General features: G+C 63.9%; 24 protein-coding genes. 12 read left to right on the top strand and 12 right to left on the bottom strand.

Features of this window, described 5'->3' with window-relative positions:
• Positions 1 to 5 precede the first annotated feature (5 nt).
• Genes OX459_RS23540 through OX459_RS23520 form a run of 5 tightly spaced genes read left to right on the top strand, consistent with a single transcriptional unit; the run spans position 6 to position 3742 of the window.
• Complete coding sequence (locus OX459_RS23540; protein WP_289906767.1) at positions 6 to 677, top strand: thiol:disulfide interchange protein DsbA/DsbL; 672 nt, start codon at positions 6 to 8, stop codon at positions 675 to 677.
• A gap of 37 nt (positions 678 to 714) precedes the next feature.
• The gene (locus OX459_RS23535; RefSeq protein ID WP_289906766.1) at positions 715 to 1476 is read left to right on the top strand and encodes an SDR family oxidoreductase; all 762 of its coding nucleotides are present in this window, start codon (positions 715 to 717) and stop codon (positions 1474 to 1476) included.
• Positions 1477 to 1486: 10 nt separating this feature from the next.
• Entirely contained in the window at positions 1487 to 2281 is a 795-nt protein-coding gene (locus OX459_RS23530) for a biotin--[acetyl-CoA-carboxylase] ligase (protein WP_289906765.1), read from the top strand.
• 4 nt (positions 2282 to 2285) lie between these two features.
• The gene (locus tag OX459_RS23525; protein ID WP_289906764.1) at positions 2286 to 3044 is read left to right on the top strand and encodes a type III pantothenate kinase; all 759 of its coding nucleotides are present in this window, start codon (positions 2286 to 2288) and stop codon (positions 3042 to 3044) included.
• Complete coding sequence (locus OX459_RS23520; RefSeq protein WP_289906763.1) at positions 3038 to 3742, top strand: SPOR domain-containing protein; 705 nt, start codon at positions 3038 to 3040, stop codon at positions 3740 to 3742. Before OX459_RS23525 ends, OX459_RS23520 begins: the two co-directional genes overlap by 7 nt.
• A 137-nt stretch (positions 3743 to 3879) precedes the next feature.
• Here OX459_RS23520 and OX459_RS23515 read toward each other — a convergent pair whose 3' ends face one another.
• From OX459_RS23515 to OX459_RS23490, 6 genes are all read right to left on the bottom strand, one after another.
• A complete protein-coding gene (locus OX459_RS23515) occupies positions 3880 to 4923 on the bottom strand; it encodes a septal ring lytic transglycosylase RlpA family protein (RefSeq protein WP_289906762.1) in 1044 nt (347 codons plus the stop codon).
• Positions 4923 to 6038 (bottom strand): rod shape-determining protein RodA, encoded by a 1116-nt coding sequence (rodA, locus tag OX459_RS23510; RefSeq protein WP_077399426.1) that lies wholly within the window; start codon positions 6036 to 6038, stop codon positions 4923 to 4925. The genes OX459_RS23515 and rodA overlap by 1 nt, the downstream gene beginning before the upstream one ends.
• Positions 6039 to 6046: 8 nt before the next feature.
• Positions 6047 to 8017: a penicillin-binding protein 2 gene (gene mrdA, locus OX459_RS23505; RefSeq protein ID WP_289906761.1), complete on the bottom strand. Its 1971-nt coding sequence runs from the start codon at positions 8015 to 8017 to the stop codon at positions 6047 to 6049.
• Between the two features lie 12 nt (positions 8018 to 8029).
• Complete coding sequence (gene mreD / locus OX459_RS23500; protein WP_077399420.1) at positions 8030 to 8542, bottom strand: rod shape-determining protein MreD; 513 nt, start codon at positions 8540 to 8542, stop codon at positions 8030 to 8032.
• On the bottom strand, positions 8539 to 9621 hold the full coding sequence (gene mreC / locus OX459_RS23495; protein ID WP_289906760.1) for a rod shape-determining protein MreC: 1083 nt from the start codon (positions 9619 to 9621) through the stop codon (positions 8539 to 8541). Before mreC ends, mreD begins: the two co-directional genes overlap by 4 nt.
• A gap of 110 nt (positions 9622 to 9731) precedes the next feature.
• Positions 9732 to 10775 carry a rod shape-determining protein gene (locus OX459_RS23490; protein WP_010393186.1) on the bottom strand — a complete coding sequence of 348 codons (1044 nt, stop codon included), beginning with the start codon at positions 10773 to 10775 and terminating at the stop codon, positions 9732 to 9734.
• A 350-nt stretch (positions 10776 to 11125) separates the two neighbouring features.
• On the opposite strand from OX459_RS23490, the gene gatC reads away from it, so the two are divergent.
• The 4 genes from gatC to OX459_RS23470 all read left to right on the top strand — a co-directional run bounded on the left by gatC (position 11126) and on the right by OX459_RS23470 (position 15619).
• A complete protein-coding gene (gatC, locus tag OX459_RS23485; RefSeq protein WP_077399414.1) occupies positions 11126 to 11428 on the top strand; it encodes an Asp-tRNA(Asn)/Glu-tRNA(Gln) amidotransferase subunit GatC in 303 nt (100 codons plus the stop codon).
• 53 nt (positions 11429 to 11481) lie between these two features.
• Complete coding sequence (gatA, locus tag OX459_RS23480) at positions 11482 to 12966, top strand: Asp-tRNA(Asn)/Glu-tRNA(Gln) amidotransferase subunit GatA (RefSeq protein WP_289906759.1); 1485 nt, start codon at positions 11482 to 11484, stop codon at positions 12964 to 12966.
• Positions 12967 to 13003: 37 nt separating this feature from the next.
• A complete protein-coding gene (gene gatB / locus OX459_RS23475; protein ID WP_289906912.1) occupies positions 13004 to 14479 on the top strand; it encodes an Asp-tRNA(Asn)/Glu-tRNA(Gln) amidotransferase subunit GatB in 1476 nt (491 codons plus the stop codon).
• 102 nt (positions 14480 to 14581) lie between these two features.
• Entirely contained in the window at positions 14582 to 15619 is a 1038-nt protein-coding gene (locus OX459_RS23470; protein ID WP_289906758.1) for an oxidoreductase, read from the top strand.
• Here the strand turns inward: OX459_RS23470 and OX459_RS23465 are convergent.
• From OX459_RS23465 to OX459_RS23445, 5 genes are all read right to left on the bottom strand, one after another.
• Positions 15612 to 15941, bottom strand: a complete 330-nt coding sequence (locus OX459_RS23465) for a hypothetical protein (protein ID WP_289906757.1) — start codon at positions 15939 to 15941, stop codon at positions 15612 to 15614. The genes OX459_RS23470 and OX459_RS23465 overlap by 8 nt on opposite strands.
• Positions 15941 to 16405, bottom strand: coding sequence for a carboxypeptidase regulatory-like domain-containing protein (locus OX459_RS23460; protein ID WP_289906756.1), 465 nt, complete (start codon positions 16403 to 16405; stop codon positions 15941 to 15943). Before OX459_RS23460 ends, OX459_RS23465 begins: the two co-directional genes overlap by 1 nt.
• A gap of 65 nt (positions 16406 to 16470) precedes the next feature.
• Positions 16471 to 16662, bottom strand: coding sequence for a YqaE/Pmp3 family membrane protein (locus OX459_RS23455; RefSeq protein ID WP_077399393.1), 192 nt, complete (start codon positions 16660 to 16662; stop codon positions 16471 to 16473).
• A gap of 73 nt (positions 16663 to 16735) precedes the next feature.
• A complete protein-coding gene (locus tag OX459_RS23450; RefSeq protein ID WP_289906755.1) occupies positions 16736 to 17629 on the bottom strand; it encodes an alpha/beta fold hydrolase in 894 nt (297 codons plus the stop codon).
• A gap of 21 nt (positions 17630 to 17650) precedes the next feature.
• Positions 17651 to 18544 carry a LysR substrate-binding domain-containing protein gene (locus tag OX459_RS23445; RefSeq protein WP_289906754.1) on the bottom strand — a complete coding sequence of 298 codons (894 nt, stop codon included), beginning with the start codon at positions 18542 to 18544 and terminating at the stop codon, positions 17651 to 17653.
• A 124-nt stretch (positions 18545 to 18668) separates the two neighbouring features.
• On the opposite strand from OX459_RS23445, the gene OX459_RS23440 reads away from it, so the two are divergent.
• Positions 18669 to 19412 (top strand): sulfite exporter TauE/SafE family protein, encoded by a 744-nt coding sequence (locus tag OX459_RS23440; protein ID WP_289906753.1) that lies wholly within the window; start codon positions 18669 to 18671, stop codon positions 19410 to 19412.
• On the top strand, positions 19400 to 19654 hold the full coding sequence (locus tag OX459_RS23435; protein ID WP_289906752.1) for a GNAT family N-acetyltransferase: 255 nt from the start codon (positions 19400 to 19402) through the stop codon (positions 19652 to 19654). Before OX459_RS23440 ends, OX459_RS23435 begins: the two co-directional genes overlap by 13 nt.
• Here OX459_RS23435 and pyrE read toward each other — a convergent pair.
• Positions 19651 to 20313 (bottom strand): orotate phosphoribosyltransferase, encoded by a 663-nt coding sequence (gene pyrE, locus OX459_RS23430; protein ID WP_034784688.1) that lies wholly within the window; start codon positions 20311 to 20313, stop codon positions 19651 to 19653. The two genes, OX459_RS23435 and pyrE, sit on opposite strands and share 4 nt — an antisense overlap.
• Before the next feature lie 108 nt (positions 20314 to 20421).
• Here pyrE and OX459_RS23425 point away from each other — a divergent pair, with 108 nt between their 5' ends.
• Positions 20422 to 21198, top strand: coding sequence for an exodeoxyribonuclease III (locus OX459_RS23425; protein WP_289906751.1), 777 nt, complete (start codon positions 20422 to 20424; stop codon positions 21196 to 21198).
• The last annotated feature ends 4 nt before the right edge of the window (positions 21199 to 21202 follow it).

Below are 21202 nucleotides of genomic sequence, written 5' to 3'. Positions count from 1 at the left end.
CCAGCATGCGTTTTCTGAAGAAAATCCTGATCGCCGCCGCCCTGTTCACCGCCGCCATGGGGGCGTCGGCCTCGCCGGCCGAGCCGAAGAACGGCGTCGAGTACGAAACCCTGCCCACGCCGCAGGCGACGGAATCGGGCAAGAAAATCGAAGTGACGGAATTCTTCGCCTATTACTGCCCGCATTGCAACGTGCTCGAACCGCAACTGGCGGCCTGGGTCAAGAAACAGGGCGACAACATCGTCTTCAAGCGCGTGCACGTGTCGCGCGATGACAGCGTGGCGCCGCAGCAGCGCTTGTTCTTCACCCTGCAAGCCATGGGCCTGGTCGACAAGCTGCACACCGGCGTCTTCCACGCCATGCACGTGGAACGCAACCGCCTGAACACCGACGACGCCGTCTTCGACTTCGTCGCCAAGCAGGGCGTGGACCGCCAGAAGTTCATCGACACCTACCGTTCTATGGGTGTCTCGGCCCGCGTGCGCCGCGCGGACGCCATGATGCAGGGTTATAACGTGACGTTCTGGCCCATGATCGCCATCGATGGCCGCTACATCACCTCGCCTTCGCAGGCGAACCAGGGCAGCAAGTCGGCACAGAACGAAGAGCAGCTGAACGCCCAGGCGCTCAGCGTGATGGACGTGCTGGTCGCGAAAGCCAAAGCGGAAAAGAAATAAGCATGGCCACTTCCCTGGCGCGCCCGGGCATCGCCTGATGCATCGCGTTTTCATCACGGGCGCGTCGAGCGGACTGGGCGCCGCCTTGGCGCTGCAGTACGCGCGTCAGGGCGCCCATCTGGGCTTGCTGGCCCGCCGCGGCGACACCCTGCAGCAACTGATCGCCTCCCTGCCCCACCCTGAACGCCACCGCGCCTACGCCGTCGATGTGTGCGACCACGCCGCCCTGAAAAGCGCGGCCGGCGACTTCATTGCCCAAGCCGGCGGCATCGACGTCGTCATCGCCAGCGCCGGCGTGTCGTACGGCACCTTGACCGAACATGCGGAAGACCTCGACGCCTTCGCCCGTTTGATGGCCATCAACGTCACGGCCACCGTCGCCACCTTCGCCCCCTTCATCGCCGCCATGAAAAGCCAGGGCAGCGGACGCCTGGTGGGCATCGGCAGCGTGGCCGGCATCCGCGGCCTGCCCGGCGCCGAAGCCTACAGCGCCTCGAAGGCGGCCGTCATCAGCTACTGCGAATCGCTGCGCCTGGAATTGAAACCGGCGGGCATCAAGGTCGTCACCATCACGCCCGGCTACATCGACACGCCCATGACGCGCCACAACGCCTACCGCATGCCTTTCCTGATGCCGGCCGAAAAATTCGCCGTGCGCGCCGCGCGCGCCATCGCCGACGGCGACAGCTACCGCGTGATCCCGTGGCAGATGGGCGTCGTCGCCAAGCTGCTGCGCGCGCTGCCCAATGCCGTCTACGACCGGGCCTTCGCGAATGCGCCGCACAAGGCGCGCAACTGAACTGACCACCATGACGAAGCACTCAGACCTGAACAGCGCGGCCATCGCCGCCCATTGCGCCACAGGCGCCTCCCACGTGGCCATCGAAGTGGTCGACGAAACGGGATCGACCAACGCCGACCTGCTGGCGCGCTGCGCCACCCTGGCCGGCCCCACCCTGCGCATCGCCGGCCAGCAGACGGCCGGACGGGGACGCGCCGGGCGGCCCTGGGTGTCGCAACCGGACGCCAGCCTGATGTTCTCGCTGGCCTGGCGCTTCAAGGGACCGCTGCACCGGCTGGTCGGCCTGCCGCTGGCCGTCGGCGTGGCGCTGGCCGAAACCATGACGGCGCTGGGCGTGCCCGTGCAACTGAAGTGGCCAAACGACCTGCTCAAGGATGGGCATAAACTGGCCGGCATCCTCGTCGAGACGCAGCAGACGCCAGACGGTGGCGTGTGGGCCGTCATCGGCTGCGGCATCAACCTGCTGATGCCCGATGCGCTGGAACGGCAGATCGGCCGCAGCGTCTCGGCCGTGCCCTGGCTGGCGCAGATGGAGCGCAATACCCTGGTGGCAGCCCTGCTCAGCCGCCTGGCCGGCGTGCTGGCCGAATTCGACGACACGGGCTTTGCGCCCTTCACGGAACGCTGGAACGCACTGCATGCCTGGCAAGGCCAGCACGTGAAAATCCTCGACAATGGCCAACTGCTGCAGCAAGGCGTGGCGGCCGGCGTGGATGAACTGGGCCGGCTGCTGCTGCGCGGCGAAGATGGCTTGCAGCACATCATGTCCGGCGACGTGTCCTTGCGCCTGACGGGGGAGTAAGCGCATGCTGCTGCTGATCGACGCCGGCAATACGCGCATCAAATGGGCACTCGTGGCCGCCGACAGCGCCGCCGGCGACTGGCTGGCCAGCGGCGCCGTCACACATGCGCAGATCGACACCCTGGCCGCGCAGTGGGCGTCACTCGCCATCGGCGAAGCACTGCTGTCGAACGTGGCAGGCGCCGTCATCGGCGCGCGCCTGCGCGCCATGCTGCCGGTCGTTGCCCGCGACTTTGTCTCGCTGCCGCAGCTGGCGGGACTAAAAAATGGCTACCGCATGCCGTCGCAACTGGGCTGCGACCGTTTTGCCGCCGCCATCGGCGCGCACGCGCTGGCGCCTGGCCAGGCCGTCATCGTCGCCAATTGCGGCACCGCCACCACCATCGACGCCATCACGGCCGATGGCGTTTTCCTCGGCGGGATGATCTTGCCGGGACTGGGACTGATGGCCAGCTCGCTGGCGCGCAACACGGCGCAGCTGCCGCAAATCGCCAGCGACGCCCTGCTGCCGGCCGGCTTTGCCGACAACACGGATGACGCCATCCTCTCCGGCTGCCTGGCGGCCCAGGCGGGCGCCATCGAACGGGCCGTTCGCATGCACGGCGCCGGCGCCTGCCTGCTGTCGGGCGGCGCTGCATCGCGCATCGCACCGGCCCTGGCGCTGGCGGTGCCGTTGCACCTGGTCGACAATATCGTCATGCTCGGCCTGCAGGCGGCCGCGCGTGCCGGGGCTGCAGGAACACAAGGAAACCACCCATGCTGAAATTCGTCTTCTGGCTGCTGGCCGGCGTCAACCTGCTGGTGCTGGCCATCGGCCAGGGTTATCTGGGCAGTTTTCGCACGGAGACGCGCGAACCGGCGCGCCTGAAAAATCAGCTGCAGGCGACCAAGCTCACCTTGCTGACGCAGGAGCAGGCCATGGCGCCCGCCGCGCCGCCTGCCGCCGAAGAGGCAGTGACGCCGGCGGCGGCCGCACCGGCGCCACCGCCACCGCCATCGTATGCGTGCACGGAAGTGGGCAATTTCCTGCTGGCTGACGGACGCCGCTTCGAAGCGCAAGTGGCGTCGCTGGACCTGGGCGACCGCCAGTCGCGCCGCAACGTGGCCGGCCAGGAGATTTCCAGCTACATGGTGTACATCCCGCCACAGGGCAGCAAGGAAGGCGCCGACCGCAAGGCAGGCGAATTGAAGCAGCTGGGCGTGACGAATTACTTCATCATGAATGAAAGCAGCCCGCTACGCTGGGGCATTTCACTGGGTGTGTTCAAGTCGGAAACCAGCGCGCAAAGCCAGCTGGCATCGCTCAACAAACAGGGCGTGCACAGCGCCCGCGTCGCACCGCGCTACAGCGCCAGCAAGCAGATGGCTTACCAGTTCCGCGACCTCGACGCCGCCACGCGCGCGCGTCTGGAAAAGATCAAGGCGCAGTTCCCTGACCAGGAACTGCGCAACTGCAAATAAGCACCTGACTAAACCTACTGCGCGTCGCGCTTTGCGGCCTGCGATGCTCGCTGTGCTCCAGCACAGCTGCGCTTCTTAGCCCAAAATCGCTGCCGCTCGCTACGGTTTTATCAGGTGCTTTGCACCATCAGGCGCGCCTAGCGTTGGATGACTATAGGCTTGATGCCTGTCGATTCCGGCAAATTCGCCGCCGCGCGGGCCGCTTCGGCGCGGCTGGAGAACGGTCCGCCGTACAGGCGGAACAGGTTACCGGCCTGCACCACGCCCAGGCTACCGAGGGCTGCCGCGTATGGCGCCAGGCGCGAACGTCCCGATTCCGCGTTGTCGGCACGCGAGTAGGCGCCCAGCTGCAAATAGAAGCCGCTGGCCAGCGCCGCCGGTGCCGGCATGGCCACCGTCGCATCGACGGGCAGCATCTGCGTCGACACTTCCGGCTGCACCACGGTGCCCGTTTCTACCGGCGTGTCGATGGAGATGGCCACCACGGACGGCACCGGCTTGGGCGCCGCACGGGCCGCAAGGATGGCGTCGATATCGGCTGGCAGCAGCCGTTCGACGACCACCTGGTGGCTGCCCTTGCCGAGGAAGCCCAGTTTCAGCGCCGCCGTGTAGGACACGTCGATCACGCGCGTGGCGTGGAACGGCCCACGGTCGTTGATGCGCACGATCACCTGCTCGCCGCTGTCGATGCTCGTCACGCGCGCATACGATGGAATCGGCAAGGTCGGATGGGCCGCCGTCATCTTGTACATATCGTAGATTTCACCGGACGAGGTGCGCTGGCCATGGAATTTCTTGCCATACCAGGTGCCCGTGCCCTTCTGCTTGAACGGTTCGTTGTCGGTGATCGGCGTGTAGGTCTTGCCGAAGACGACATACGGACGGTTCGAGCGCGTGGAATACGGCTCGTTGCGCACTTCCGCATCGGGCACGTCGCGCAGGTTGGCCGGCGGATTATCGCCCGGGCCATCGTCCTTGTAGTAGCCGCCACGCCCGGAGCCGGCCGCCGGCAGCGCAGGCAAGGTGGGATCCTGGCGCACAGGGGACTTGACCTTGCCGCCGGATGGCAGCGGCACGTTATTCGATGCGGGCTTTTGCGGCGTCGTGCCGCAGGCGGCCAGGGTCAGCAAGACCGTCAGGCCCAGCCCGCGCATGGCGAAGGTATCGAAAGGCGCGCGCATCAAGTCTGCACCAGCTTGCGGTGGCGCTGAATGCTCATCAGGATACCGGTGGCCACGCCCAGGGTCAGCAGCGCGGTGCCGCCATAGCTGAGGAATGGCAAGGGGACGCCGACCACCGGCACGATGCCGCTGACCATGCCCATGTTGACGAAGGCGTAAGTAAAGAAAATCATAGTGATCGCTCCTGCCAGCAGGCGAGTGAAAAAACTGGGGGCGTTGGCGGCGATCATCAGCCCCCGTCCCACCAGCAGCAAATACATCAGCATCAGGATCAAGTTACCGACCAGGCCGAATTCCTCGGAATATACGGCAAAAATAAAATCGGTCGTGCGTTCCGGAACAAACTCCAGGTGGGCTTGCGTGCCGTGTGTCCAGCCCTTGCCCGTCATGCCGCCGGAACCGATGGCGATGATGGACTGGATGATATGGAAACCCTTGCCCAGCGGGTCCTTGGTCGGGTCGATCAGCATCATCACGCGGTCGCGCTGGTAATCATGCAGGTGCGACCAGGCGATCGGCAGGCAGGAAACAAAAGTGATCAGCAAGCCGGCCAGCACCTTCCACGACAAACCTGCCAGGAAGATGACGGTAAAGCCGGCCGCCACCACCAGCAGCGCCGTGCCCAAGTCGGGCTGGCGCGCGATCAAATAGACGGGCGCCAGCAACAGCACGGCCGCCATCACGAACGATTTCCAGCGCAGGGCGCCCGCATTGTGCTGGAAGAACCAGGCCAGCATCAGCGGCGTGGCGATCTTCAGGAACTCGGACGGCTGGATGTCGATCACGCCGATATGCAGCCAGCGCCGCGCACCGAGCTTGATGGTGCCGAACAGCGCCACGGCCACCAGCAAGATCACCGACACCGTATAGGCGGGCACGGCGATGCGCATCATCATCTGCGGCGTGACGTTGGCCGCCACCCACATGACGAAAAAGCACAGCAGGATATTGCGCAAATGGTCTTCGATCTTGCCGGGGATGCCGATGCTGGCAGAATACAGGGTCAGCAGGCTGGTGCTGAGCAGCATAAGGATGATGATCATCAGCGGCGGATCGAACACCGCCAGATAGGGTTTGGCGCGCCGCCACAGCGAGCGCCTCTCGTTAATGGGCATGTGCTTCCTTATTGCCTGGCAGGTACCGCCGGGGCGGCCTGCTCGTCAGTGATTTCTTCCAGGGTGCGCACTTCGTCGACATCTTCCTTGGGCACCTTGGTGGTGTCCTTTTCCTTGTCGCTTGGGCGCTTGCCCAGCAGGTAGTAGTCGAGCGCCTTGCGCGCGATCGGCGCGGCCACGCCGGCGCCGAAGCCCGCGTTTTCCACCACGATGGCAATCGCGATGCGCGGCTTGTCGGCCGGCGCGAAGGCCGTAAACAAGGCGTTGTCGCGCAGGCGTTCGGCCAGCAGCTTGGCATTGTACTTCTCGTTTTTCTTGATGCCCACCACCTGCGCCGTACCCGTCTTGCCGCCCACCGTGTACTGCACGCCGGTGAAGATGCGTGCGGCCGTTCCGCCTTGCTCGCTGGTCACGCCCACCATGGCGCGCTTGATGGTGTCGATGTTTTCCTGCTTGAGCGCGATGCGGTAGCTTTCCTTCGGCACCGTCAGGGTGCGCGCGCGCGTGGCGGCGTCTTCGATGATCTTCACCAGATGCGGTTTCATCACCACGCCGTTATTGGCCAGGTTGGCCGTCGCGTGGGCGATCTGCAGCGGCGTATACGAATTGTAGCCGGAACCGTTACTCACCGAAATCGTGTCGCCGCCCACCCATTTTTTCTGCTGCGGCGTCTTGAAGCGGTTGCGCTTCCATTCCGTCGACGGCAGCACGCCCGTCTTTTCGTTATTCAGGTCGATGCCCGTCAGCTGGCCGAAACCGAACGGCTTCATGAAGTCGTGGATGGCGTCGATGCCCATGTCGCGCCCCAGCTGATAGTAATAGGTGTTGCACGAGACGACGATGGACTTGTGCATGTCCACCGTGCCATGGCCGCCCACCTTATCGTCGCGGAAGGTATGCCCGCCGAGGATGAAGAAACCGGGATCGGAAATCGACTGGCTCGGCGTGCGCTTGCCCAATTCCAGCGCGGCCAGCGCCATGAAGGGCTTGAAGGTCGAGCCGGGCGCGTAGGTGCCGGACAGGGGCCGGTTGACCATCGGCCGGTCCAGCGAGGTATTGAGTTCATTCCAGCTTTGCTGGTCGATGCCGTCGACGAACAGGTTGGGGTCATAGCCTGGCTTGGAGACGTAGGCGAGGATGTCGCCCGTGGCCGGGTCGATGGCCACGGCCGCGCCGCGCCATTCGCCGAACGCTTCCTCGACCACTTTTTGCAGTTCGATGTCGATCGACAGGATCAGGTTGTTGCCAGGTGTGGCCGCCGTGCGCGACAGGGTGCGCATGGCGCGCCCGCCGGCCGACACTTCCACCTCTTCGTAGCCGGTGGTGCCATGCAGCTGCTTCTCGTAGCTTTTTTCCAGGCCTTCCTTGCCGATATGGTCGGTGCCGTTGTAGTTGGCCGCGTCCTCGCCCTCTTCCAGCGCCCTGGCTTCATTGCGGTTGATGCGGCCGATGAAGCCCACCACGTGCGAAGCGATTTCGCCCATCGGATACTGGCGGAACAGGCGCGCCTGCACCTCGACGCCAGGGAAGCGGAAGCGCTGCGCCGTGAAGCGCGCCACTTCCTCGTCCGTCAGGCGCGTGCGCAGCGGCACGCTGACGAAGTTCTTCGATTCTTCCAGCAGCTTCTTGAAGCGGCGGCGGTCCTTGATGTCGATCTGCACCAGGGTCGACAGCTCATCGATCACGGAATCGAGGCTGGCGCTCAATTTCGATGGCGTGATTTCCAGCGTATAGGCCGAGTAATTGCGCGCCAATACCACGCCGTTACGGTCGAGAATCAGGCCGCGCGTGGGCACGATGGGCACCACGGCGATGCGGTTGTCCTCGGCCTTGGTGGCGTAATCCTCGTGCTTGATCACCTGCAGCCAGATGAAACGCGCCAGCAGCAGCGAAAAGCAGACGAAGACGAGCGCGCCCAGGATGGTCAGGCGCATGCGGAAAAAATGCAGTTCGCGCTCGGTGTTCTTGAGTTCAGTCATGGCAGGCGCCCGTCAGATCGGCCGGTTGTGGTCACGGTCCACGGCGCGGCGCTGCGGTGCCAGCAGGATCCACGTGACGAGGGGCCACAGCGCCACGGCGACGAAGCTCTCGATGAAATTGAGCCAGCCGGGGAAGCGGCCCGAGACGATCAGCCGCGTCAGCAATTGCAGCGCCTGCGTCAGCAGCAGCAGCGGCAGCACGTGCAGCGCCTGCGTCAGGATGGGGAACCACAGCACGCGGCGGTGCATCATGATGGCGAAATACGACAGCAAGGTGTAGGCCAGCGCATTCTCGCCCAGCAGGGTCGAATCGTGCACGTCCATCATCAGACCCATGAAGAACGCCACGCCGATGCCGACCTTGCGCGGCTGGTGGATGCCCCAGAAGACCAGCACCAGGGCGACGAAATCAGGCACGCCGACGAACTGCCCCCACGGCAGCAAATTCAGCAAAAAAGCGCACAGCAGGGAAAAACCGATGAAAAGGGGGCTGACCGGCAGCAGGATGTAATGCGGGCGGTTCATCGTGTCGCTTCCTTCGGTGGCACGGCGGCAGGTGTTGGTACAGGCGTTGGTACAGGTCCTGCAGGCGCCGCCGGTTTCGGCGCGGGGCTCGCAGGCGGTTTCGCGGCCGGCACTGCGGCCGTATGGGCGGCAGGTGGTGTCGCAGCGGCAGCCGCAGGCTCCTTGGCAGGGTCCTTGATCGGCGCCATCTTGCCGGCGATCTTGCGGCCCGTCTTGACTTCTTCGGCGGGCGGACGCGGTGGAATGTCCGGCGACGTCATCAAGATGAGCAGCTGGGTGTTGCGTTCGATACCGGCCAGCGGCTGGCACACGACGCGGCCGAACGGGCCATGCGCATTGCGCTCGACCAGCGTCACGCGCGCCACGGCCAGGCCGGCCGGGTACAGGCCGTCGAGGCCCGAGGTAATGACGATGTCGCCGATCTGGATGTCGGCGCTGGGGGCCGTGAAGCGCAGTTCCATGGTGCCGGACTTGCCGCGGCCGATGGCCACGCTGCGCACGCCGTTGCGCAGCAGCTGCACGGGAATGGCTTGCTCTTCATCGGTCAGCAGGGTCACTTCGGAGGTGAACGGGAACACGCGCGTGACTTGCCCCACCACGCCCAGGTTGTCGATCACGGGGCGGCCCAGTTCCACGCCATGCTGGATACCGCGATCGAGCACGATCTTGCGCGTGGCCGAATCGCGCGTGTCATACAGGACTTCCGCCATCATGGTCTTGACGGGAACGCGCTCGCGCGCTTCCATCAATTTGCGCAAGTGGTTGTTTTCAACGATATTGAGCTGCGCCTGCTGCAGGATCTGCGCCGAGGCGATTTGCTCGTGTTTCAGGTCGCGCACCTGTTTTTCCAGGGCGGACAGCGAAGAAAAGTAATTGCCGACGCCAAGCGCCACATCGCGCGGCACCAGGGCCGCCATCTGCACCGGATACAGCACGGTGCCGACGGCCTGGCGCACGGCCGTCAGCACGTGCATGCGCGAATCGACCAGCAGCAGGGCGATTGAAATGCCGGCGAACACCATCATCTTGACGCGGGCGGAGGCGCCTTGTTTGAAAAGTGGCGGAGGACTGTATTCCATGACTTCCAATAATCAGGCCAGGCGCAGTGCGCCAACGTGCAGGCCCCGGTCAGACGCCGGCGCCAAAACCAAAAAAAGGCCGGAAAATGGTTTCCGGCCCTTCTGTCAGATTATTCGTAGGAGAAGATCGAGCCGAGCTTGTCCATACGTTCCAGAGCCATCCCGGAACCGCGCACCACGCAGGTGAGCGGGTCCTCGGCCACCAGCACCGGCAGGCCGGTTTCCTCCATCAGCAGGCGGTCCAGGTCGCGCAGCAGTGCGCCGCCGCCCGTCAGCATCATGCCTTTTTCGGCAATATCGGCACCCAGTTCCGGCGGCGTCTGTTCCAGCGCGTTCTTCACGGCCGAGACGATGTTGTTCAGCGGATCGGTCAGCGCTTCGAGGATCTCGTTGCTGGAAATGGTGAACGAACGCGGGATGCCTTCGGACAGGTTGCGGCCCTTGACTTCCATTTCCTTCACTTCCGAACCGGGGAAGGCCGAACCGATGGCCTTCTTGATGGCTTCAGCCGTCTGTTCGCCGATCAGCATGCCGTAGTTGCGGCGGATGTAGTTGACGATGGCTTCATCGAACTTGTCGCCGCCGACGCGCACGGAACCCTTGTAGACCATGCCGCCCAGCGAAATGATGCCCACTTCGGTGGTGCCGCCGCCGATGTCGACCACCATCGAGCCGGTCGCTTCGGACACGGGCAAGCCCGCACCGATGGCCGCTGCCATCGGTTCTTCGATCAGGTACACCTGCGAGGCGCCGGCACCCAGGGCCGATTCGCGGATGGCGCGGCGTTCGACCTGGGTCGAACCGCACGGCACGCAAATGATGATGCGCGGCGATGGACGGAAGAATTTCGAGTCGTGCACCATGCGGATGAATTGCTTGAGCATCTGCTCGGTGACGGTGAAGTCGGCGATCACGCCATCTTTCATCGGACGAATCGCTTCGATATTGCCCGGCACTTTGCCCAGCATCTGCTTGGCTTCCTTGCCGACTGCCTGAATGGTCTTCTTGCCATTCGGACCGCCTTCCTGGCGGATGGCGACAACGGATGGCTCGTCCAGGACGATACCGAGGCCGCGTACATAAATAAGGGTGTTGGCCGTGCCCAAGTCAATGGCCAGATCGGTGGAGATATACCTGCGTAAAAAACCAAACATGAGTGTCCTGTAGCGCATCGAGCTGCGCAAAAGCTGTTTATGGGGAGTTTCAAAGCGGGCGCTTTCAGGCACCCTGAAAATCCAAAAGGCGATTTTTCCGGGTTTCGCTTGGCGCTTGCGCAATCTTTTCTATGCTGCGGCAGCAGTCCATCAGCGCCGGCAACGCATTAACCCGCCATTCTACCTTATAATTTGAATGCGATTTGCTCAAAAACCATGGAAAAGTGCGACTCTTGCAGCCGCGAGTTACGCGGCATTCCTCGATTTTTGTGAGCAAAATAGCAGTAAATACCCGCGTTTTATCAAAACGCCAACTTAATACTAATGCGCGGCACTCCGCGCCATTCGCCATGTCCCTGACACTCTCCGACGTAAAACGCATCGCCCACCTGGCCCAACTTGAAATGGCCGACGACCAGGCCGTCACGTCTTTGGCCCAATTGAACAAGATTTTTGCACTCGCGGAACAAATGCAAGCCGTCAATACCGATGGCGTGGCGCCCCTGAGCCACCCGCTGGCCGCCCACATGGACAATATCGCCCTGCGCCTGCGCGACGATATCGCCACGGAACAGAACCGCCGCGATGCCTACCAGGCCGTGGCGCCGAAGGTACAGGATGGCCTGTATCTCGTGCCCAAGGTCATCGAGTAAACACGCCGTAGCGCTGTTCCCGCCTTTTTGCCGAATATCAAAATAGAAACGCCATGCATACAAAATCCATCAAACAGCTGTCCACGCTTTTGCAGAACAAGGAAATTTCCGCCGTTGCACTGGCGACGCATTTCCTCGACCGCATCGAAGCGGACACCTCGAACGCCTTCCTGCACGTCGACCGTGCCCTGACCCTGGCGCAAGCTGCCGAGGCCGACGCGCGCATCGCCGCGGGCACGGCCACGCCCTTGACGGGCGTGCCGATCGCGCACAAGGATTTGTTCGTCACGAAAGGCTGGCGCACGACGGCCGGCTCGAAAATGCTGGCCGACTACGCCAGCCCGTTTGACGCCACCGTGGTGGAGAAATTCCAGGCCGCCGGCATGGTCACCCTGGGCAAGGTCAATTGCGATGAATTCGCCATGGGCTCCGGCAATGAGAACTCGGCCTTCGGCGCCGTGCAAAACCCGTGGGACAAGACGGCCGTACCAGGCGGCTCGTCCGGCGGCTCGGCCGCCGCCGTGGCGGCTGGCCTGACGCCGGCCGCCACCGGCACCGACACGGGCGGCTCGATCCGCCAGCCAGCCGCGTTTTGCGGCATCACCGGCATCAAGCCGACGTATGGCCGCGTCTCGCGCTTCGGCATGATCGCCTTTGCCTCGTCGCTGGACCAGGGCGGCCCGATGGCCCGCTCGGCCGAAGACTGCGCCCTGCTCTTAAGCGCCATGGCCGGCTTCGACGAACGCGACTCGACCAGCCTGTCGCCGGAACAGGGCGGCGTGGCGGAAGATTTTTCGCGTGAACTGGGCCAGCCGCTGACGGGCTTGCGCATCGGCGTGCCGCGCGAATATTTCGGCGAAGGCCTGGCCAAGGACGTGGAAGCGGCCGTGCGCGGCGCGCTGGCGCAGTATGAAAAGCTGGGAGCCACCCTGGTCGACATCTCGCTGCCTAACACCGCCCTGTCGATTCCCGCCTATTACATGATCGCGCCGGCCGAAGCGTCGTCGAACCTGTCGCGCTACGACGGCGTGCGCTACGGCCACCGCGCTACCGAGTACAAGGACTTGCAGGACATGTACAAGAAGTCGCGCGCACAGGGCTTCGGACCCGAAGTACAACGCCGCATCATGGTCGGCACCTATGTGCTGTGCCACGGCTACTACGACGCCTACTACCTGAAGGCGCAAAAGATCCGCCGCCTGATCGCGCAGGATTTCGACGCCGTGCTCAATGGCCCGAACGCCGTCTGCGACGTCATCATGGGCCCCGTCGCGCCGACCGTCGCCTGGGACCTGGGCGACAAGACGGACGACCCGGTGGCGAACTACCTGGCCGACATCTACACCCTGTCGACCAGCCTGGCCGGCCTGCCCGGCATGTCAATCCCGTGCGGTTTCGGCGAGGGCGAAAAGAACGCCAAGCGCCCCGTCGGCCTGCAAATCATCGGCAATTACTTTGGCGAAGCCAAGCTGCTCAATATCGCCCACCAGTTCCAGCAAGTGACGGACTGGCATACGCGCAGCCCGGCAGGCATTTAAGAAATAATTCGCGCCGCCCAGGCGGCGCCACCAAAAAATAAGCGAGAACACTATGCAATGGGAAGTCGTCATCGGTCTTGAGAACCACGTGCAGCTCACGACCGAATCCAAAATTTTCAGCGGTTCGCCGATCAAGTACGGCGCCGAAGCCAACACGCAAGCGAGCCCCGTCGACCTGGCGCTGCCAGGCGTGCTGCCGGTCATGAACAAGCAAGCCGTCGACCGCGCCATCCGCTTCGGCCTGGCCGTCGGCGCCACCGTCGCGCCGCACTCGGTCTTCGCGCGCAAAAACTATTTTTATCCCGATTCGCCCAAGGGTTACCAGATCAGCCAATTCGAAGACCCCGTCGTCATCGGTGGCGCCCTGACCTTCGGCTATGAAAAGGATGGCGAATTCGTCACCAAGACGGTCAACCTGACGCGCGCCCACCTGGAAGAAGACGCGGGCAAATCGCTGCACGAAGACTACGCGGGCATGAGCGGCATCGACTTGAACCGCGCCGGCACGCCGTTGCTGGAAATCGTCTCGGAACCGGAAATCCGCAGCGCCGCCGAAGCCGTGGCCTACGCCAAGGCCCTGCACTCGCTGGTCATGTGGCTGGGCGTTTGCGACGGCAACATGCAGGAAGGCTCGTTCCGCTGCGACGTCAACGTTTCCGTGCGCCCCGTCGGCCAGAAGGAATTCGGCACGCGCTGCGAAATCAAGAACCTGAACTCCTTCCGCTTCATCGAGGAAGCCGTGCACGTGGAAGTGCGCCGCCAGATCGAACTGATCGAAGACGGCGGCGAGGTCGTGCAGGCGACGCGCCTGTACGATCCGGACCGCAAGGAAACGCGCGAAATGCGCAGCAAGGAAGACGCGCAGGATTACCGCTACTTCCCGGACCCTGACCTGCCGCCGCTGGTCATCTCGCAAGCGTGGATCGACACGGTCAAGGCCTCGATGCCGGAACTGCCGGCCGCCATGCGCGCCCGCTTCATCAGCGAATACGCGCTGCCGGAATACGACGCGCTGGTGCTGACGCAGTCGAAAGCCATGGCCACCTACTTCGTCGCCGTGGTCGACAAGGCTGGCAAGGAAAACGCCAAGGCCGCCGCCAACTGGCTGATGGGCGACGTGTCGTCGACCCTGAACCGCGAAGGCGTGGACCTGGACGACGCCCCCGTCTCCGCCGCGCAGCTGGCCGCCATGCTCAAGCGCATCGCCGACGGCACGATCTCGAACAAGGCGGCAAAGGAAGTCTTTGCCGGCATGTGGGAAGCGAAGTCAGACGACGAAAATCTGGTCGACACCATCATCGACGCCAAGGGCCTGAAGCAGATCTCGGACTCGGGCGCCCTGGAAGCCATCGTCGATGAAGTGCTGGCGGCGAACGCCAAGTCGGTGGAGCAGTACCGCGCCGGCAAGGAAGCGGCCATCAACGCGCTGATCGGCCAGGCCATGAAAGCGTCCAAGGGCAAGGCCAACCCGGCGCAGCTGACGGAACTGCTGAAGGCCAAGCTGGCGGGGTAATCTTCGCGAGAGGCATGCAAAAGGACGCTGCGGCGTCCTTTTTTTATGCGCCGCCCGCTTGCAGTATGATCATGGATTCTTCCACGCACCTGTGAACACGCCATGAACAAGATCAAAACCGGCCTAATCGGCTACGGCTTTGCCGGCTCCACCTTCCACGCTCCCGTCCTGTCCTCCATCGAGGCCCTGGAGCTGGCGGCCGTCGCTTCCAGCAAACCGGAGCTCGTGCGCAAGGATTGGCCGCACGCGACCGTGTATGCCGAGCCCGCGCAGCTGTTTGCCGATCCGTCCATCGAGCTGGTCGTCATCGCCGCGCCCAATGAAGCACATTTCAGCCTGGCGCAAGCGGCCCTGCAGGCAGGCAAGCACGTGGTGGTCGACAAGCCATTCACGATTTCCAGCGCCGAGGCGCAAACCCTGATCGCCGTGGCGAAGGAACGCAAGCTGGTGCTCAGCGTGTATCACAACCGGCGCTGGGATGGCGACTTCCTGACCCTCAAAACGCTGCTGGCGCAGGGTACCCTGGGGCGCATCGCCAGCGTCGAATCGCATTTCGACCGTTTCCGTCCCGAGATCCGCCAGCGCTGGCGCGAGTCCGGCGCGCCGGGCGGCGGCCTGCTGTACGACCTGGGTCCGCACATGCTGGACCAGGCCATGCAGCTGTTCGGCCAGCCGGAAAAGCTGTACGCCGATATCGCCCTGCAGCGCGACGGCGCACAGGCTGCAGATTATATGCACCTTGTGCTGTACTACGACCGGCTGCGCGTGGTGCTGCAAGCCGGCTGTCTGGTGAAGGCGCCGACGGCGCGCTTCGCCGTGCATGGCGACAAAGGCAGTTTCGTGAAATTTGGCCTCGACCCGCAGGAAGACGCTCTGAAGGCAGGCGGCAGGCCGGGCCAACCCGGCTGGGGCGTGGACCCCGTGCGCGGCGCCCTGCACCTGGGCACGCAGCCGGACGGACATGTTGAACACCTCGAGATGCAGGCGGGCCGCTACCAGGACTTTTACCAGGGCATGGCCGACGCCATCCGCCACGGCGCACCGGCGCCCGTGGCAGCCGAAGATGCGGCGGCGACGATACGCCTGATCGAACTGGCGCTGCAAAGCGCCACCGAAGGGCGCGTACTCAAGGTCAGTTGATGACGAAGGCCAGCACCACGGCGCCCAGCGCCAGCAGGGCCAGGCCGCAAATGAACAGCAGTTCGCCCCACCATTCGTAGCGCAAGCGCGATTGGCCGGGGCGCAGCGACATGAACGAAAGCACGGCGCTGACGAGAAAGACGATGGCATCGACGGCCAGCAGCTTGTCGATCGCCACGCGCACCTCGCCGCGCGGCGCCAGGTGGCCGATCGACAGCACCGTCATGCATACGCCCACCATCGTCGCCGACGTGGGCAAGATATGGGCAGACAAACCGCGCGCCGGCACGCCCCGTTCGGACGCCTTGCCGTCGCCCGGCATCAGGTCCGGCCCTGGTTCGTTCCCGCCGGCCAGACCAGCTCCACGCGCGCGGAGCTGCCCGCCTTGACCTGCACCTTGCGTTCCAACGTCTTGCCGGCCAGGGTGGCGCGCAGGCTGTAGCTGCCCGGCGGCAGTTTCGCCAGCAGGAATGGCCCGCTGGCCGTCGTTTCCAGCACCTGCGTGCCCTTGGCGTCGCTGATCTGCAGCTTCACGTCGGAGGCAAATTCCGCTTTGCCTGCCGCCTGCACGGAAAACACCAGGCTCAATGGCCAATGCCGGCTGGCGCTCTTGATGGCCGTCGACTCGTCGAGGCCGATGCCGCCGCTCAGGTACTCCACCGCCCCGCTCTTCTGCACGGGCGGCAGCGCGTTATCCGTTTGCGCCTGCGCCGCACTTCCCAGCAACAGCCCGGCGGACAGCATTGCCGCCACCAGGCCCAGGGTACCGCGTCTGTTTGATGCCATCTCACTCTCCTCGTGTCGGTTGAATCAAGATAGGAAGCGCAGCTTAGGCAGGACTTAGGAAACCATCAACGCCGGCGCATGGCCTCGGCGATCTTCTGGTCCGTCTTGAACTGGCTCAGCGCATATACGGCCCAGATCGTCGCTGGCAGCCAGCCGATCAAGGTGATTTGCAGGATCAGGCAAATGATGCCGGCGATCGGACGGCCGATCGTGAAAAAGGTCAGCCACGGGAATATCAGGGCAATCAGCAAGCGCATCGTTCGTTCCTTCAGTATTCCCCTGCGCCGCGGGGACCGGGCCGGCATGCGGCGGTAAAATCCATTGACCTGATTATAACGATACCTGCGCCTCACGCGGCGCGGGTGCCAGTTGTTTTTCCATCCACGCCAGGATGGCGGCGAAGATCACCTCGCGGTTCAGCTCATTGAAATTCTCGTGGTAATTTGCCGGATAGTAGTGATAGTCGAGCAAGCCATCGGGCACGCTGCGCAGCATGCTCTCCGTGGCGCGGCTGTCGGCCAGCTTGTCGTCACCGGCCACCACGGCGAACAGGGGGAAACGCCAGCCCGACAAGCCGCTCGCCAATTCCTTTTGCGCCGACGTCAAGGCATGGGCGAAACGTACCGAGGCGGCACTGGCGCGGATGCCGTCGCGCTCATCCTGGAAATGGCGCGCGGTGATGGTCTGGTCGTGCGTGAGCAGCATGGTCAGATTCCCCAGCGGTACCTTCATCGTGGGGAAGCGCTGCGCCAGCCAGCCCGACAGCATTTGCAGCACCTTTGGCACGGGAATCGCATTCACGTAATACGGCGATGAGATGACAAAACCCTTGATGGCCGGGTCGCCCGCAAAGCGCCGCAGCCCCAGATGCGTGGCGATCAGGCCGCCCATGGAGTGGCCCATGACGAAGATCGGTACACCCGGATACGCCTGCTTGACCCAGGCGAGGAACAGCTCTTCGTCGTCGAGGAAAGCCTCGAACGATGGGATATCGACCTTGCGCTGGCCATCGTGGCCCACCATGTCGAAGCTGACGGTGGCGATGCCGCGCTGGCGGAAGGTCAGCGCCGGCGTGACGTAATCGCCCGCATGCGCCATGCCGCCGTGGATCGCCAGGATCACGGCACGTGGCTGTTGTGGCCCTGGCGGCTGCCAGATGTGGATGGGGCGCTCGACCTGGTCGCTGCACCGCAGGCTGGCCATCTTGTCTTCTGAAAAACGCATCGCTGCTCCTGTCATGCCCTGTCACGCCTTCAGGTGATCGATCAACTGGCGCGCATACAGGGGTAATTCACTGAACTGGCGCACGCAAATCGTCAGATTGCGTACCGACCAGGGATCTGATAATTCCAGGCAGCGCAGCGCCATCGTCTGCTGGCAGCGGCTGGCAGCCGCCAGCGGCACCACGCTGATGCCCACGCCGCTGGCCACCATGCGGCACACGGCATCGAAGCTGCGCAGGCGCACGCGCACCTTCAATGGGCGGCCCAGGCGCGCCGCATGCATGCCCAGGTACTGCTGCATCGCGCTGTCGTCGGCCAGCCCGATGAAATCGTGATCCAGCAGCGTGGAAAACGCGACGACACCATCCTGGCCCAACGCGCGGTGGTGCACGCCGTCGGCCGCCGCGATGACCACCAGGCGGTCGGGGCGAAACAAAAACGTCTGCAAGCCGCGCATGTCGACCGAGTCGGACACGATGCCCATGTCGGCCAACCCTTCCGAGACAGCCTTGACGATATCGTAACTGAGGCGTTCTTCCAGGTCGATGGTCAGGTTCGGATGGCGGTCGAGAAAAGCGCCGAGTGCCTCGGGCAAAAATTCGCTGAGCGCCGCCGTATTGCACAGCAGCCGCAACTGCCCTTTCAAGCCGCGCGCAAACTCACCGAGCTCGCCCCGCATTTTCTCCATTTGCAGTAAAACGAGGCGCGCGTGATACAGCAAGGTCTGGCCCACGGGGGTCGGCTCCACGCCGCGCCGCCCGCGCAGCAGCAAGGGCATGCCCAGCATCTCTTCCATGCCGCGCACGCGCGCACTGCTTGAGGCCAGCGCCAGGTGACTGCGCGCGGCGCCCGCCGTCAGGCTGCCCGCCTCCACCACGTTGACAAACAGCTGCAAATCGACCAGATCAAAGCGCATGCGGCTCTCCTTTTCGCCATCTTATCAGCCTTCGTATTTTACTAAGGCTGACTCAAAATAATCCACCTTGGCGAAATCCCCGGGCAAGCGCAGAATTCACGCAAAATCACTCTGGACAAAAAAGATGGAGACGTCATTTCTGCTGGCCGTTGGCGCCAGCTTCCTCGTCGCTGGCTTCGTCAAGGGCGTAGTCGGCCTGGGGCTGCCGACGGTGGCCATGGGCACGCTCAGCCTCATCATGCCGCCCGTGCAGGCGGCAGCCCTGCTGATCGTGCCCTCGATGGTGACGAATGTCTGGCAACTGGCGGCCGGCCCCGGCCTGCGCGCGCTGCTGCGGCGCTTGTGGCCCATGCTGACCGCCGTCATGGCGGGCACGCTGGCGGGCGGCGCCTTGCTGCCGGCCGACAGCGGGGTCTGGGCCATCGTCGCGCTGGGCGTGGCGCTGATGCTGTATGCGCTGGCGGGCCTGTTCTCACTGCAGCTGCGCGTGCCGGCGCGGCACGAAGCGTGGCTGGGGCCCGTGGCAGGCGCGGTGACGGGACTGGTGACGGCCGCCACGGGTGTCTTCGTCATCCCCGCCGTGCCGTATCTGCAGGGATTGGGATTGGCGCGCGATGCGCTGGTGCAGGCGCTGGGTCTGGCGTTTACGGCGTCGACCGTGGCGCTGGCGGCCAGCCTGGCTTTGCACGGCGACTTCAGTCTCGGTGCGGCCGGCGCGTCGGCGTATGCGCTGCTGCCGGCGCTGGCCGGCATGCTGGCCGGTCAATGGCTGCGCGGGCGCATCGCGCAACCAGTATTCAAGCGATGCTTTTTTATCGGCCTGTTCGCCCTGGGTTTGCATGCGGCGCTCAAACCATGGCTGGCGTGATGCAGATAGACTGGCAAGGAGACAGCGCGCTGTGCGCATGGATCGACGGCCAGCAGGTGGCCATGCTCGACATCAGCAAGTGCGCGAATGAGGTGACGGTGAACATGCTGTTCGTGAAACCGCCGTTCCGCCGGCGCGGCATCGGCGGCGCGCTGCTGCGGCGGCTATTGCAATGCCATCCGCAGGCCAGCGCCGCCTGCAGCGACCCGCGGCTGCGGGCGCTACTGGAGAAGACTACTTAAATCCCATACTTGGTGCGGTATGCCGAAACAGCCTCTTTATGTTTCAACAGTTCCGGATCGGCGCCGGCGCCATTCAGGTAGCCGAACAAGTCGTCCAGGTTGCCGATCGAGATGACGGGAATGCCGTACTGTTTCGACACTTCCTGCACCGCCGAACTTGGCGACAGCTGGCCGTCCGGGCCCGAGCGCTCCATGCGGTCCAGCGCGATCAGCACGGCGCATGGCTCGGCGCCGGCGGCGCGAATCATGTCCACCGATTCGCGCACCGAGGTACCGGCCGAGATCACATCGTCAATGATGACGACTTTGCCATGCAATTTGGCGCCGACGATGGTGCCGCCTTCGCCATGGTCCTTGGCTTCCTTGCGATTGAAGGCGAACGAGGTGTTGCGGCCCTTGCCGGCCAGCGCCACGGCGGTGGCCGACGCCAGGGTGATGCCCTTGTAGGCGGGACCGAACAGCATGTCGAATTCCACGCCCGAATCGAGCAGGGTCTGTGCGTAGAACTGCGCCAGCTCGGCCAGGGTAGCGCCGTCATGGAACAGTCCCGCATTGAAGAAGTACGGCGACTGGCGTCCGGCCTTGGTGGTGAACTCGCCAAACCGCAAGACTCCCTTGGATACTGAAAACGCGATAAACTGCTGGCGTAAATTATTCACATTAGCCTCATTTTTTAAAAGTGCCTGTATTTTAATCCGCGCGCACCGGCGAGACAATCGCCATGCCGCGCCCGCCGGCCCCGTCCAGCGCCCTTTCACTCTAGACCTATGCCAAAAATTATCTCCGCCAACCTGAACGGCATCCGTTCCGCCGCCAAAAAAGGCTTTTTCAACTGGATGGGCACGCAAACGGCCGATTTCATCTGCGTGCAGGAATTGAAGGCGCAACTGCCCGACATGACGCCGGAATTCCTCAACCCGCACGGCTATCATGGCCATTTCCACTATGCCGAGAAAAAGGGCTATTCCGGCACGGGCGTATACAGCAAGGTCGAACCGGACGCCGTGCATATCGGCTTCGGCAGCCCTGAATTCGACGCCGAAGGCCGCTACGTGCGCTGTGATTTTGGCAGCCTTTCCGTCATTTCCGTGTACTGCCCGTCCGGTTCGTCCGGCCCGGAGCGCCAGGAAGCCAAGTTCCGCTTCATGGAACTGTTCCTGCCGCATTTGCTGGAATTGAAGGCGCTGGGCCGCGAAGTGGTCATCTGCGGCGACTGGAATATCGCCCACCACGAAATCGACCTGAAGAACTGGAAGGGCAACAAGAAAAATTCCGGCTTCCTGCCGGAAGAACGCGCCTGGCTGACGCGCGTCTTCGACGAAGTGGGCTTTGTCGACGTGCACCGCGGCCTGGACAAGCGCGAAGACCAGTACACGTGGTGGAGCAACCGCGGACAAGCCTACGCGAAAAACGTGGGCTGGCGCATCGACTACCACGTCGCCACGCCCGGCATCGCGGCCCAAGCGCACACGGTCAGCGTCTACAAGGACGAGCGCTTCTCCGACCACGCGCCGCTGATCATCGACTACACGCTCAAGGCGTAAGCGC

It is taken from the genome of Janthinobacterium sp. SUN026 (genome assembly GCF_030397625.1).
In the GTDB taxonomy this organism is placed as follows: domain Bacteria; phylum Pseudomonadota; class Gammaproteobacteria; order Burkholderiales; family Burkholderiaceae_D; genus Janthinobacterium; species Janthinobacterium kumbetense.
This window is presented reverse-complemented; position numbering and strand designations above follow the sequence as displayed.